General features: G+C 60.9%; 1 protein-coding gene (running past one end of the window). It reads right to left on the bottom strand.

Annotation, left to right across the window (positions count from 1 at the left end; genetic code table 11):
- Positions 1 to 16,180, bottom strand: the 5' portion of a protein-coding gene (locus J3U88_RS13525; protein ID WP_207859353.1) for a carboxypeptidase regulatory-like domain-containing protein. It extends 5,954 nt beyond the left edge of the window; only the first 16,180 of its 22,134 coding nucleotides appear in the window; the start codon lies at positions 16,178 to 16,180; the stop codon falls past the left edge of the window.

The raw sequence follows: 16,180 nt of genomic DNA, 5'->3' as shown, positions 1-16,180 counted from the left end.
CGGCCAAGCCGTTGAGCAGGGGGAAGTTGTCGCCGTCCAAGGTCTGTCCGCCGCCCGTGGCAACGGCCACCTCCCGTTGGCCCAGTGCAACCAATTCGGTGGTGGTGTAACGACTGGCCAAATCGTTGTTGTCCACGGTTAAGTAACCGTTGGGCCAGATGTCCGAACGACGGTAAACCGTGCCGGCGCCGCCGTTGTAGTTCTGGGTGTTGATCGTGGTTTGGCCGCCGTGGGCATGCACCGCGCCGGCGAATTCGGCCTGATCGTTAACCCACAGCGCAATGCGTCCACCGCCGGCGCCGTTCCAGTAATCGTTGCCGCCGTCGGCGCTAATCGTGCCGCTACCGGTGAGCGTCTCCCCTTCCAAAAGCACCGAACCACCGCTGCTTTGGCCGTTACGACCGTTGGCGTTGATGCTCCCGGTAAGGTTGAGGCTGGTGAAGTTGAGGCGAATGGCGCCGCCCGCGTCGGTGCCCACCCCGTTGGTGGCAGGACGGTACATGTTGCCGTAAGGCGGCGAGTCTTCCAAGGGTCGGTTGCCGCCGCGGCCGCCGTGGCCGGCTTGCCAGATGTTTTCGGGGTTAAAACTTTGGCCGTTGTCGTGGGCCAAAATGGAACCGGCGATTTGCATTTGTGGCGCGTTGATGATCAACCGCGCGTCGTCGGTGCCGGCGGGGGTTTGGATGATCCCTTGGCCGGAAACGTTGAGGTCGTCGGTTGTTAAGGTACCGTTCATCGTGATGGAACCGGAGAGCACGCTGACCTCGGCCGCGGTGACGTCGCTGTCGGTCACCAAGGTGGCGCCGTTAATCAGCGAGATGCGACTCACATCCACGGGATAGTGGATGATCAGGTGGAAGTTGTCCAACTCCAGGCGGGTGTAGCCGGGATCTTCGAACAGTTCAATGCTGCCGTTTTGCAGATTGCCGTCGACGGGAACGTCCAGGTCGGGGGTGTCGATGGTACCGTCACCCATCACGAATTCCTGTAGGACCCGCACACCGTCGATGGTGCGCAAATTGGCGCCGCCGCTGATTTCCAAAACATCCAAAATGTGGACGCCGGAGTAGGTGTCCCCTTCGACTAAGGCCGGGAAGGGGTTGCCCGCCGGCGCGCTTAAGGCGTCGGATCCGTGGCTTGCGATCGGCACCGTGCTTTCATCGGCAAACAACAGGTGCAAACCGGTGAGGCTGCTGAAGGTGGGGAAATTGGATCCGGCAATCACGTCGCCACCGGTGTCGCCGACCGCGGTTCGTTCGCCGAGACCCGGCAATTCGGTAGAACCCGTCGGACTGGGGGTGCCGTTGTTGTTCACCACCAAACGTCCGTTGGGCCAGCGCGCGGAATCGCGGTAGAAAACCGTCCCCGCGCCGGCGTTGTAAAGCGGGTGATCCACGCTAAACAAGCCGCCGAAGGCGGTCGCGGTGCCGCTGAAGCCGGCCTGATCGGCAACCAGGACCGCAATCCGTCCGCCGCCGCCGGTATATACATAACCGCCCGAACCATTGGCGCTTAAGCTACCACCGCCGCTGAGGCTGTTGCCTTCCAACAGGATGGAACCGCCGGAAGCGTAGTGTTCGCTGCCGTCGACGTTGACGGCACCCGTGTGCGTTAAGCTGTCGAAACGCAGATGGACCCGACCGCCGGGGCGCAGGTCGGCATTTTGGCCGGTGCCGTTGGTTTGCGGTTGGTACAGGGAACCATAGGTGTCGACTTGGCTGTAGTCCAACCCGTTGGGTGCGCCGCCGTAACCGCCGTGGCTGGTGTTGTAACGCCCGCCCGGGTTGTCGCTGTTGCCGTTGTACAGGGCCTGGATGGTACCGGCAATTTCCATTTCGGTAACGTCCAACATCAGGCCGGCGTCGGCCGTATCGCTCGGCGTGCGAATGGTGCCGGCGGCGCTCAGGTTCAACGATTGACCGCTGAGCGTGCCATTGAGAATCAGTTCACCGTCGTTAATCACGGTCGTTTGCGCCTGCATCGAAACCGTACTTGTCAAGGACGACCCGTTGCTGAGTGTCAGGTTGGTGAGGTTGAGTGGGAAGTGAACGGTAAGGTGGAAACCGTCCAAGTTGAGTTCGGTCAAACCCGGATCGGCAAAAAGCGTCAAGGCGCCGTTGGTGAAGCTGAATCCCGGCGGCAAGCTCAATTCGCCCGCATCAACGGAACCACTGTCTACCACCAAGGTGTTGTTGACCTGAAGCGCGTCGAGGGTTTTGAGGTTGGCGTTGCCGCGCACCACCAACTCATCCAGGATGTGCAGACCCGAATAGGGTTCGCCGCCGGCCAGTACCGGGAAGGTGCTGCCGGAAACCGGTGTCAACTCGGTCGCCGTATGGGTATCAATCGCCACGCTGCTTCCGTCGCCGAAACGAACGTACAAGCCGGTGAGGCCGCTAAAGGCAGGGAAATCAGTCCCCGCGATCACGCCGCCGCCGGTATCGCCGTCGGCCGTGCGTTCACCCAAACCGGGTAACTCGGTGGAGCCGGTCCGCGTCTCGGTGCCGTTGTTGTCCAGCACCAGACGACCGTTGGGCCAGGTGCTGTTGCGGTAGAACACCGTACCCGCGCCGCCTTGGTAGTTGGGACTGGCGACCGTGTTGCGGCCGCCAAAGGCCGTGACCGCGCCGGTGTACCCGTTCAGGTCCTCCACCATCACGGCCACACGACCGCCGCCGCCCGCATAAATGCTGGTGGCGGCACCGTTCGCGCGGATGTCGCCGCTACCGGTTAAGGTTTGTCCGTTAAGCATCACGGAACCGCCCGCACCGCTTTGCACGGTGCCGTCGGCATTGATTTCGCCGCTGAGGTCCAGGGTCGTGAAGCTGAGGCGAATGCGACCGCCCGCTTCGTCGGAGGAACGACCGCTCGCACCGTTGGTATTGGGTTGGTAAAGGCTGCCGAAGGTCGTGTGGACGTCAAAGTTGGTGTCGCTACCGCCGTAACCACCATGGCTGGAACGGTAGCGGTTGCCGTCGTTCCAGCCGTTTGGATTGTGGTGAGCGCGGATAACACCCGCCACGTTCATGACCGGCACTTCAATGCCAAGGCCGGCGTCGGCCTGACCGAGCGGGGTGCGAATGACGCCGTTTTCGGCAACGGTCAGCGTTTCACCCGCCAAGGTACCGTTGATAATGACTTCACCCTCCACCACGTCGATCGCCGCCGCGTAGATGTCGGAATCCGTGGTCAGGGTCGAACCGTTGGTCAAACGCAAGTTGGTCAGATCCATGGGGAAATGCACGGTGAGGTGGAAGTTGTCGAGTTCGATGTTGGTGTAACCGGGATCCACAAACAGTTCGATGGAGCCGTCGCTGAGGACCGTGTCGCTGGGTACTTGGAAGTCGGGCACATCTACGCTTCCGTCACCCAGAATGAAGTCTTCCAAAACGCGAATGGCGTCGATGGATTTGAGGTTCACCTTGCCGCGAATCTCCAACACGTCGAAGATGTGCAGGCCGGAGTAGGCCTCGCCCTCGGCGAGTTCGGGAAAACGCAGGCCTTCGCGCGGCAAAAGCTGTGTCGGTGTGTGGCTGCCGATTGCGACCTCGGAGCCGTCGGGGAACACGGCGTACAGGCCGGCCAAGTCGTTAAATTCGGGATACCCAAAGCCGTCAATCACATCACCGCCGGTGGCCGATTCGGCAGTGCGATTGCCCAATCCCGGCAGCAGCGTCGAACCGGGCCGGGTTTCGATGTCGTTGTTGTCCAACACCAAACGACCGTTGGGCCAGGTGCTGTTGCGGTAGAACACCGTACCCGCGCCGCCCCAGTAGTTGGGACTGGCGACGCCGTTTTTGCCACCGAAGGCGGTTACGGGACCGCTGAATCCGTCGACGTTTTCAACCAGCAGCGCGATGCGACCGCCGCCGCCCGCGTAGATACTGGTGGCGGCGCCGTTGGCGCTGATGCCGCCGTCACCGGTTAGGGTTTGGCCGGACAACAGGACCGAACCGCCCGCCGCTTGTTCCAAACGGCCGTTGGCATCGATGGTACCGGTGAGGTTGAGGTTGGTGAACTGCATGCGGATGCGGCCGCCCGGTGCGTCACTCAGGCCGTCGCCGGAACCGGCGGTATCCGGTTGGTACAGGTTGCCGTAGGTTCGATGGACGGCAAAATCTGTTTGGAAGCCGCCGAAACCACCGTGACTGCCGCGGAAGCGGTTGTCGTGGTTGGTGGCATTGGCGTTGTGATGGGCACGCACGGCACCGGCGATGTCGATGTCGGTGACGTCGATGGTAAAACCGCCGTCGCGCACACCGGCGATGGTACGCACCACCCCGTCGGGACCGACGATCAGGCTGTCGCCACGCAAGGTGCCTTGCAACACCAGGTCCCCGTCAGTCACCCGCGTCACGTCGGCGTTGACGACGGCATCGTTGGTCAGCGAGGCGCCGTTGTTCAAATTCAGTTCGGTCAACTGCATCTCAAAGTGCGTCGTCAGTTGGAAATTGTTTAATTCCAGCGAGGTAAAGCCAGGATCTTGGTAGAGCTCCATTGCGCCGTCGGTGAATTGGAAGTCGGCGGGTAAGGCGAGGTTGGGCACATCGAGGGTGCCGCCGTCGACAATCAAATCCTGCACAATGCGAATCGCGTCAATGGATTGCAGCTGGGCACCACCGCGCACTTCCAGAACATCCAAGATGTGTAAACCGGAATAAGTGTCGCCTTGAGCCAAAACGGGGAAGCTACCGCCGGAAACCGGTTGCAGTTGGGTTTCGCTGTTTTCGGCAATCGCCACTTCGCTGCCGTCGGCGAACACCACGTACAACCCACCCAACCCGTTGAGGGCGGGGAAATCGCTGCCCAGCAGTTCACCACCGCCGGTGGCCGTCTCGGCCGTACGTTGCCCCAATCCGGGCAACGGCGTGGCGAGCGGTCGCGTGATCGTGCCGTTGTTGTCCAAAACCAAACGGCCGTTGGGCAGGTCGTCGGTGCGGTAGAAAACCGTGCCCGCGCCGCCTTGGTAATCCACGCTGGCAACACCGGTCGGACCGCCGAACGCCGTGGCGTTGCCGCTGAAGCCGTTGATGTCGTTGACCAACACGCCGATACGGCCGCCGCCCGCCGACCAAATACTGGTCGCCGAACCATTGGCATTTAAGGTACCGGTGCCGCTGAGGTTGTTGCCTTCCAACAGAATCGAGCCGCCCGCACCGTGGCGATAAGTACCGTTGACGTTCACCGCACCGTTCAGGTCCAAGGTCCCAAAGCTCAGGCGAATCCGACCACCGGGACGATGGCCGGTGGTGTTGCCGGCGCCGTTAGTCACAGGCCGGTAAAGGTTCCCGAAGGTTTTGTGAACCGCGTAGTCCACCTGGTAGCCGCCCAAACCACCGTGGCTGCCGTAGTAGGCATTGTCGCCGTTGGCCGAGTTGCCGTTGTCATGGGCGCGAACCTCACCATCGATGGTCATCGCATCGGCGTGCAGGTGCAGACCCGCGTCCACCACACCTTCCGGGGTGGCAACCACGGCCGCCGACGCCACGTCCAAAGCCGACGCGGTTACACTGCCGTTGACGATCAGGTCACCACCCAACAGGGTGACGTTTCCGTTGAAATCAAGGTTGCCGGTGACGCGGACTTGGTAACCTTCGGTGACAGCCAAATCGCCAAGCCCGACAAAGTCGCCGATCAAGTGGCCGCCGCCGTGAATGGTGAACGCCGCGGCCGAAACGTCCAAGCTTTGGTCGCCGGCTTCCAGGGTGGCGTTCGCCAGGCTGATTTCGCCGCCCGGATGGAAGTTGTTCATAAGGAAGTGGGCGTGGTCGCGTATTTCCAGTTCGTCGACACGATAGTCGACAAACAGCAGGTCGCCGTCTTCAAAGGTGCCAAAGCCGGCTTCCGGCTCACTGAACAATTTGGTTTCGCTTTGGTTATCCACCACACCCGCTTCCGACTCGGCACCTTGGCGATAAGCGCGCATGCCCAGGAAGGCGTCAAGCCCCAGCAAAGGCGGGTCCAGGAAGCTGAGCACTTGGCGCGTCACATTGCTTTGGGTTTCGCTCGAAACAAAAACATGCTCGCCGACGCGGCGGTTTTCCAAAGTTGGGATCAGGCTGGTGTTGGTGCCGGAGGCTTCGGGGTGGTTGGCGAACACCAAGCGATCGCGATAACCACGGGATTGATCGGGATCGGCAGTCCAGAAGTAAACGGAACCGGCACCGGCGCCGCGGCCGCCGAAGGCCGTCACCGTGCCACCGAACGCACCGTAAAGGGCGATGCGGCCACCACCGCCACCACCGGCGTTGGAAGAAGCGTAGTCGCCGGCGTAACCGTTGGCCGAGATATGACCTTTGCCGAACATTTCACCGGTGAGCCAAATACTGCCGCCACTGCCGCTCAAACCCCGGTTCCCGTGATGGGAATCGGCACTAATGCGGCCGAGCACCCACACCTCGGAAGCAGCGACACGCAGGGCGCCACCACCCAAACCGGAACCTGGCTGTTGGGGGCGGAACGGCGAACCGTAAATCAAACGCGTATCGGTCGTACCTTGACCCAAACCGGCGTGGCTGGCGCGCCAGCCACTGTGACCGTGGCCCGGCGCCATGTTGGGGTAACCCATGCCGTCCAAGTCGATGCGGCTGCCGTAATCCACCACCAAGCGACCGTTGAGTTCCAGGTTGGTACCGGCCGGATTGTCGCCGTTGCTGTCGGTAGCGGTTTGGCCGAGGCTTGCCCCGTTGACCAGAATCAGGTCGGCGAAGGCATGTTCGCCGTCGATTTGGTGCGCGCCGCCCGCCAGCACGATGGTTTTGCCCTCGTGATCGCGGTTCCAGGTCTCCAGTGTCAGCACGTTGGCCGCATTGAAGATTTCGGCGTCCGCCGGCAGCGGCAGGTTGTTAACCCGTGCAATGGCCGTGGTGGGGTTGCCGCCCAAATCCGTGACGGTCAGTTCCACCAACAAATCGTCCGCGGCACGCATGGCCTCGGTTAAGGTGTACGCCGTTTCAATCAAAGCGGAGGTACCGCTGAGCACGGTGTCGTAAACCGGCTCGCCGTTAATCGTGACCGAGGCGTTTTCCAAACCGTCCTCGTCCTCGGCGCGTCCGGCAATGTGCAATTGCAGGCCGTCTGTCAGGGCCAAAGGCAGGGACAGATCGTGCTCCGGCGCCAACAGCGTGACGGCGGGGCCGCCGATGCTGCTGATCGGGCTGATCACCAGATCACGGGACAGGGTGGTCGACAAACCGCGAACATTAAACGCGGTGACGCTTAAGGTCATCACCCGCGCCTGGCTGACGCCCGGTGCCGTAATGGTGAAACCGTAGGGATAACTGGTGTTGCTTCCTTGCGGAACACCGTCCAGCTCGGCTTCAACGCGGTCGATGCCGGCGGGATCGTGAACGCTGACCTCGACTTGGATGCTGTCCCCTTCAATGAAGGCGGCCCCGTTTTGCGGTTGGTTCATCGTCAGTTCGGGACCCTCGCCGCCAAATACAACCTCCGTCGTACCGCTGACACGGCTGACTTGGCCGCGATGGTCTTCGACTTCCAAGGTGTAGGTCAGCGTTCCTTCGGGTGTGGTCGCAGGAATGCCGAGGCCGATGTTGCTGTCATGGGTGGCGCGGTAAACGAATTGGCGAGAGGTTTGGGTGAGCACACCGCCATAAATGAGGCGGTACTCGCGAATTTGGCGGTCGTCCCGCGCGGTCATACGCACGCGCGGCGTCACGGCCAAGTCGTAGGCGGCAGGCACGTTAAAGGCCAGGATTTCCGGCGCCGTATCGCGCTGCATGGTACGCACGCCTAAGTCGGCCGTCGCGCTGTCCACTTCATAAGTGAACTGGATGTATTGCAGCCCGTCACCGCTTTCAGCGGCCAAAGTGTAGCTGCCGTAAGGCACGCGGGTGAAGGCAAAACCGCCGTCGTCGGCGGTGACGGCGCTGAAGTTAAACCCGTTGCCCGTCATGCCGAGGGTCAGACCCACCGCGGGATTGCCGTCGGCATCGTGCAAAATACCGACGAGGTCGCCGGCCGGGCTCAGCAGGATGGGGACATTGACCGTTTGACCGTGATCGCTCAAGGTTCCCGCGGCGAAACCGCGCCGCTCACTGGTCGGCTGGTAGGCGGTCAATTCAAAGGAACGCGCCAACACATCGGTTAAGGTGAAACTTCCGTCGGCGGCACTGACGGTTTGGCGACGGAACACATCCGGCAAACCGGCAAAACTCAGCGTCACCTCGGCGTCGGCAATCGGCGTCGTGCCGTCGTTGTCGTAAACAACACCGACCACGGTGCCGGCACCTTCCAACACCATGTCGCCGACCGCAACGCTTTCGCCGTTGCGATCCAAGGCACGCGGTTGCAGGAAAGCGTGGCGGCCGTTGACGTGGGCCGTCAGTTGATGGTTACCCAAAGGCAGGAAGTCAAACAGGAAGGTGCCGTCCGGTCCGGTGTGTTCACCCTCCTCCCCGATTTCAATCCGTGTCCCGGATACCGGTTGGCCGCCGTCGTCGATCAGGCGACCCGTGTAAGCACCGTACTGGTGCAGGGAAAGCACCACATTTTGGTTAACCGCGCCACCGGCAAGGTAGTGGAGGCGGGTGCCGTAAATGTCGCCACGCGCCCGCAAGGTGTGGGCTTCAATGGAGACCCCGCTGAAGACCACACGGCCTTCGGCATCGGTATTTTGCCAGCCGCCGCGATCCAGGCTGACCTGTCCGACGAAGGGCTGATTGTTGCGCCGCACGTCCACGGTCAAGGTGATGCCGCCCAAATCAACATTGAGGTTAAAGCTGCGCCGCACCGAGGCGCCGGCAAGGTTGGCCGTTTCCACTTCGAGTTCGTTGGCCCCGATCAAGAAGGCGTCGGGTAATCGGTCCAGCGTGGCACGAATCGAGGTTTGGTCCGTGTGAAACAGCGGCGTAATCTCGCTGCCGTTGACCCAAACCCGCGTCGCGGCGGGGTTCACCTCGGATTGAGCATCGCTTTCCTCAATTTGGAAGCTGAGTTCAAAAGGCAGCGCCGAAACGGTAGCGCCTTCGTCGGCAAAGGCGAGGCTGGGCGGCGTGGTATCCAGGTAAAGCGTCCCCAGGTCGCGATCACCGGTGAGGGTACCCAGCGGCAAGACGCGGGAGAACGCGCCGTAGGAAAGCATCAAATCGGTGTCGCCGTCATCGGGCACGCCGTCCAACACAAAATCGCCGGCGGCGTTGAGGGTTACCGAACGAGAAATGCCGTTGTAGACGAACCGCACCCACGGCGGCGCGGGTGGATCCCGCAACAGAATCGCCGTACCGCTCACCGAATGGGTGGCGCCGGTTACGATGGGTAAGGTATTAACGCCCGCGCTGAGCAAACCACTGGTCGCGCCGGTGGTCCAGCCGTTATTGAGGCTATAAGTCAGACTGTAGGGACCGGGTTCCAAACCGTTGAATTCAAAACTGCCGTCCGGCTGAATGCGGTAGGTACTGAGGCGACCATTTTGGGTCAGTGACACACTGCCTACATGATAGGGATCATTGTCGCCGTCGCTGATGGTACCCAGTATCCAGGCACGGGTGCGCAGGGTCAGGTTTGCCAAATCCAAATCTTGGTTGGGCATGGTGAACGCCAGTGTGTAGCTGCCGGTCAAGGCGGCGTCTTCAGCCACCAGCTGGTAATCGCCGGGGTACACGTGTTGGATGCGGAAATACCCGTCGGGATCGGACTCGGCGGCGTAAATCAGTTCGGGATCCAGGTGGGGATTGGGGTTGGGACGCCACAGTTCCACCAGACCGCCGGCAACCGGATTGAAATCGCTGGTGTCCATCAAGCGCCCGGTCAGCTCGAAGCTGGGTTGGAAGGTGATGTCTTGGGTCAGGGTCGCGCCGTCACCATCGGCCACGACCGTGAAGGTCTCACTGGTTTTGGCGAACTTGCGATCGTGGGCCGACAGTTCCCAGGTACCCAGCGGGATTTGGTTAAAGCTGTAGGTGCCGTCGCCCAGGATCAGGGTGGAAAAGGTTTCGTCCAGTTCGGGAATCGCCAGCGTGACACTGCCCGTCCGCAGAGTCGATCCGTCGTGGTAGCTAACGCTGCCGCTCACGCCGGCGACGCCGCTCAAGGTCAGCTCCAAACCGTTGATCGGTTGCGGCAGTCCGTCGACAATCTCGATTTGCACCCCATGCGCGACCTTGCGCTCGCTGTCGGCGGCTTTGGCATAAATCGTCGTTTCACCGTCCAGAATGGGGCTGAGATAAAACTCGCCCAGTTCGTCGGCCTGCACCAACAGGTAATAAGGACTGGTAACCCAAACGGAGGCGCCCACCGCCGGGGTGCCGTCGCTGAGGCGCACGGTGCCGGTAACAAAAGTCGAGGCGCGGAAGGTCAGGTCTTCCACATGCTCTTGGCCGTGGTTGTCGAGGGTCACCGTCCGGTTGGCAACCTCCTGGGTTTGTTGGTTATAAGCGGTGATTTGGATGGGCACCCCGGTGGGCATTCCGCCCGCGCGGTAATACCCTTCGCCGTCGGTGGTAATGGTAATGCGGTCGCGAATGCCGTTGAGGCGGTATTCGAAATTCACGTGCACCGGTTGGCTGAGCGGGCTACCCGTGGTGTCGCGCACATGGCCGGAGATCGAACCCCAGCCGTTGAAGCGCACCGAACGGGCCGCCGGGTCGGGGTCGGCGTCGGTCAAGGTAAAGCGACCGGAAAGCGGGGCCGACTGTGTCGGATGACTGCCGCTGATGCGGTAGGTTCCCACTGGTAAATCCGCCAAGCGCGCGATGCCGTTTTCATCCGTATAAGCACTGTTGCCCACCACCTGGCGGTAATCCAGGTTCTCGGCGGTGACCAGCATTTGGCTTACCGGCAAGCCGTCGGCGCTTTCGACAAAAAGGTCGACGTCGAACAGTTTGCCGAAGTGAATGTCAAAGGGCGTTACCGTAAAGGCCTGCTCCAGGGTAACCCCGGTTTTGACCTTGCCGATGACCGACGGCGACGCGGCACTGATTTCGTAATCGCCCAAAGCCAGGTTGCGGAAGCGGTAGCGGCCCTCGGCGTCGGAGCCGGTAATGATTTTCAGGCCGCGGCGAACCAAGGTAATTTGGGCGTTGGGCACCGGATTGCCCTCGTGCAGTACCAAACCCTCTAAATCGCCGACTGGATCGAGCCGCAGGGTGACGTCCGCAATGGGTTGGTAAGGGCTGGTGGTTACTTCCAAGTTGCCTTGCAAGGCCGTCGCCGGATCGGTGCCGTTGAGGCGGTAGGTGCGCATGGGCAGGTCGGGGAAGCTGAAACGGCCTTCCTCGCCCGGCTCGCTGCTGGTCAGGCGTTGCTGCAACAGGCGATTAAATGCCAACAACTGGATTTCGGCGTCGGGGATGGGGTTGTCTTGATGGGTCAGGAACAGGCCGTCGATACGCGAAGATGCCTCTAACTTGACCGTCAACGGCACCGTGCCGCCGTCCACCGGAATCACGTAGGAACGCAGGCCCACCAGGCCGTTGCCGCTGCTGACGCGCACGGTGAAGGGACCGGTGGGAATATCGCCGAAGTCCAAGCTGCGTTGGGTCGCGGTAATTTGGCCGGTTTCGCGCACCGGTTCTTCGCCCATCTCGCCAAACAAGCCGGGTTCGGTGGGCGGTACAAAATAAACGTCGCGGTAACTCACTTCCACGGCCGCCGCATCCACCGGCGTACCGTCGCCGTTGACGACCGAAATACGTGCCGTCCCCTTGGTACGCAAAATCATGTCGTAGCGGAAGTTGAGGTCCTGGTGCAGGTCCATCCAAGCCGTGTCGTAGAGACCGCTGTCGGGATGGCCGGCAATAATGTTGAGACGCACCGGATCATCGGTTTGCACCAGGTTCTCAAAGCGATAGTTGCCCTCGGCGTCGGTGGCCACACGGGCCTCGATGCCCGGACCTTGAGCCTGAACCACGGTGCCTTCGGGGGCCGGCGTGACACCGTCCGTATCAAACACACGGCCAAACAGGTTGGCGGGTTCCAGGCTGTCGGGGAAAACCAGCGTGATGGTGCGTGGTTCGGCGCCGTCGGCCGCTTCCTCAAGCACGCCGCTAAAGACGTCGGTTTCGCCCAGCAACCCGCTTTCGCCCCAAACTTCGAAATTGCCGATGTTCAGGTTGCGAATGATGACTTCGCCATTGGCATCGGTGAACTGATTGATGTGGGTCAGCTTCAGTGAAGGCAAACCGAGGGCCAGGGTAAAGTCTTCGGGCCGCATGCTTTTGACACTGACCTTGGCCACGACCGGTTGACCGGACTCGTTGACCAGGCGCACGCGTAAATCGGCGGTCGCCCATTGCTGCAGCAACAGATCTTGGGCGCCGGTATCGCCCACGGACAGGTTCTCAAGCGCGGCGATGTGGGGCCAATCAACCGTGGTAATCGCATAAGTTCCCGGCTCGGGAAGGGTTGCCGTCCAGTAACCCTGCGCATCGGTTTGGGCAATGGGCACGATGATCATGGGGTACGGTGGGTTGTAAATATCGGCAAAAGCCTTGGGATTGCCGTCGGCATCCACGAAGCGCCCGGAAATGGTAATGCGTTCGCGCAGTTCAATAATGAGGTCGTCGCGGCTGGGAACATCCAACACCAGAGAAAAGGTGCCGGAACCGTAATCGTCGTGTTCGGCGCGAACCGTGATGTTGGTCCCCTGCTCAACGTATTGGAACAGGAAGCGCCCGTCGGCACCGGTGACCGTGAGCTGGCCGCCCGCCGTCACCCGCGCCCCTTCGACCGGGTTACCGAATCGGTTGCGCACCAAACCGCCCACGCTGCCCGTCGGCGGCGGTGTGCCGTCGTACTCGTGGTTTTCGGTCAGTTGATCGTCGGGGTTGACCACCATCAACCGTTCGAAATAGCGGTAGTTGAGATCCCAAACCCACCAGTAACCATTGCCCGCCGGCACGTCTTCCAACGTGTAACGCCCGTCGGCGTCGGTGGTGGTAATCACCGAGTAAGGATAGTCTTCACCGCCCAGTCGGATATGGCCCACCAGGCCGTTCTGCTGCACAAAAGCCACGATCGCGTTTTCACGCGGCCGGATCGTGCCGTTGTCGTTCACCGTAATGCGCCCGCTGATGTCGCCGCTGGGGTTGTCGATCACCACATCCACCGTCAGCGGCGAATTGGTTTGGGTCAGGTAGCCGGACGCGTAGCCGACAATGCCGGCGTTGGCGGACTTCACCAGAATCTGACCGACTTCCAAATCGACCGCGCGGTAAAAGCCGTTTTCGTCGGTTTCGGTAATCACGGCCGATTGCTGATTGTTTTGGTTGACCGCGTAAACCGCGGCGCCGCTGATGGGCGCCCCCTCGGCGTCCCGCACGTAACCACGCACTTCGCCCTGTTGCAGGAAGGCGAATTCGGCGATCAGGTTTTGACCCGCGCCGGCCGGATGGAACTCGCGTTCTTCGTAGCGGCCGTCCTCCAACAGCACCCCGATCTTGAGGGTGCGCAGGTCCATTTCGTCTTTAACGGCAAAGGCCGGAAAGGGCGAGTACGGGAAAAAGAAGCGGCCTTCCTCGTCCAAGCTAATCGTTTCAAAAATCCGCCATTCGCCGGGTTCCGTTTCTTCCAGATTTAGGCTGGGGTTGGTCCAGTCCCGTTTCCAGTGGAAAATTTTGGCCTTGCTAAGATCGCTGCGATTGCGGTCCACCACGCGGCCGGTAATGGAACAACCGATGTACCAAGGCGAGCCTTCGATGGTACCGGATTGGGTCGACAGCGATTCGCCGGACTTGGCGCGGGGGTCGCGGATCTCGTAGCTGATGGGATGGTAGGGACCCAGGGGCATGCGCGAACTGACGATCAGGTTGAGACCGTCCCGTTGCAGTTTGGCATCTACCGCCGGTCTACCGTTGATGAAAACATGCTCCTCGATAGGGTCCAGGCTGTTCAAATCCAGCGGTTTGGTAAACGTAATGAGGAAATCGCGGCCGTAGATGTCGGCGCTGGGCAAAATCTGGGGATCCATGTGACGGATCTGCAGCATTTCAAACGCTTTGGGCGCCACCGCCACACCCTCGCGGTTTTGCGGCAAACCCCCACCCGGCAGCAAACGCATGCGCCGTTCGGCCGGATCGAAGCCGATATCCAAGGTTGCAGAAAAGGCTACATTGCCGCTTTCGCTAAGCAACATACCGCCCTCGCCGTCCGGGTAAACGGCGGCCAGACTGACGGCGGCACGATCGCCCCCGCGAGGGCGCACTTGGAGGCGCGGCGTTTCAGAAACACCGTGCAGCCAGAAAAGCGTTTTGGTCGGGGTGAGCGGCAACAGGGCGCTGTAGGGCGTCGTGCGATTGGCGGCAAGGGTTTGGTTCACATCGTTGAGGTAGAGGTCAACCGGCACCGAACTTTCCAGCATCACCGCGAACACATGAGGCGTCTCTTCGTTTTCGCGAGCCAGCAGGCGCACCAATTCATCCGGGCTCTGACCGCCCAGTGTTTCGTTAAACGCCTGGGCAAACGCCGTTTCAGGATTGTCGGTGCCCGCCATAATTTGGGCGCGGCGCACGCGGTCCAAGGGTTCGTATTCGCGCACGCCTCGGGTCCACAAGCTGAACAGGCGCACCAACTGCTCCCCGTCGCTGAAACCCATGCTGCCGATGCGGGCCGCAAACACGGCCAATTCGTTGAATTCCCGCACCGCGGGCGCGGAAACCGGCAACAACCCGTCGGGTACTTCCTCCGGGGTTGCTTGAGAAACGTCCAAACCGGCCTTGGCGTATTGACGAATCGCATTGGTCAGAACCACGGGGAACTCGGCGTGAAACACCTCGGGAAAGTTCACCACATAAGGTGAAATGCGTTGACCGATTTCGCCAACACCGACCCGCAGGTTCAAAGCGCCCTGAACGGCGCCGTCCACTTTGAAGTAACTGGAAATGACCGTACCCGACAGCAGCGAGCGCAACCGATAAACCACTTGACCCGTACCGCCGACGGCAATGCTCCCCGGCGATTGGACCGGGTGGGTTTCGAAGAGTTCGCAGCCGACCAAGGTATCGGGATCCAGCGTAACCGAGAATCCCTCCAGCGGGATTTCGCCCCGGTTATCGATGTTCATGATCAGGTTGTACACTTCGTTTTCAGCCACCGCGTCCGGGTGCTCAAAAGTGACCGAAAACTCGGGGCTGCGCACGAAGATTTGGCCGCGCGTGAGGGTGCTAACTTCTTGGGTCTCCTGCGGCAGTTGCAGGTTGCCGGTCACTTCCACTTCCACATCGTACATGCCGGGAATATTGCCGATCACCACGTAACTCGCCTCGGCCTTTTCGGTCGGCAAAATGAATTCGCGATCGTCGGCCGTTTCCAGTTCACCGTCTTCACCCGGATGCAGCATGGGTTTGATCACCGATTCTTTCACCGTCAGCGGGTTGCCGTAACGGGTGGGATCGGGCAGACGCAAGCGTGCCTGCAAACGGTTGACACGCACATCAAACCCCTCGGGTGCGGCGTTAAGCACCAAACAGGTCACGTCAAAATGCGATTTGAGGTAGTTGAAGTTACCGGGAATCAGAATCAAGCCCGGCATGTAACTTTGAGATGCGGGTGGATCGGGCGAGGCGCCCAAAGGGATGTTGTAATCGTCGCCGCTAAACGGAAAGGTGAGCAAGCGGACATAGGGTTTAAACGGGTCCTGCAGAATCACGGGCTGAAAAGCTTCGCTGTTTTTCTTGGGGAAGGCCACCGGCACGGAGACGTTTTCTTCCTTGGAGCCGATCATCAGCGCCATTTCGAACTCAACCGTGTAGTAATCCTCGTCGCTGAACAGGTAACCCCGATCAATCAGGTCCTGTTGGGAAAGCGGTGTGACCTGTACCTCGGAAACCAGAAAATTCTCGGCCACCTGGATTTCGGCCGCGGCCGGTTCGGAGAACGCGATTAAGTTGTCGCCTCGGGTCAGGCGCACGTTAACCAGTCGGAAAACGCCTTCCGCGGCAAACAAGGAGCGCGGTAACAAAATGCGGCCCTCTTGAGCGGGCACGTCCACCTGGTGCGGGGCGCTGAGGCCCGGACCGGTGAGCGCGGCTTGAAAACGCATTTCGGGCGAAAAACCACCGTCGTTGGAAAGCTGAAACACAATGTCGGGACCCTCGGGATCCAACAACACGGCTTGGCGCTCCGGCTCCAATCGCAAACCGCTTTTTTCCTGCACGAAAACGGTGCGGGTCAGCGAGTCGCCGGGTGCTTGGCAAAAAGTCAGCAAAATCCAAAGGAATGGCAT

It is taken from the genome of Acanthopleuribacter pedis (genome assembly GCF_017377855.1).
In the GTDB taxonomy this organism is placed as follows: Bacteria; Acidobacteriota; Holophagae; order Acanthopleuribacterales; family Acanthopleuribacteraceae; genus Acanthopleuribacter; species Acanthopleuribacter pedis.
The sequence above is the reverse complement of the archived record's forward strand: the minus strand, read 5'-3'. Positions and strand labels throughout refer to the sequence as shown.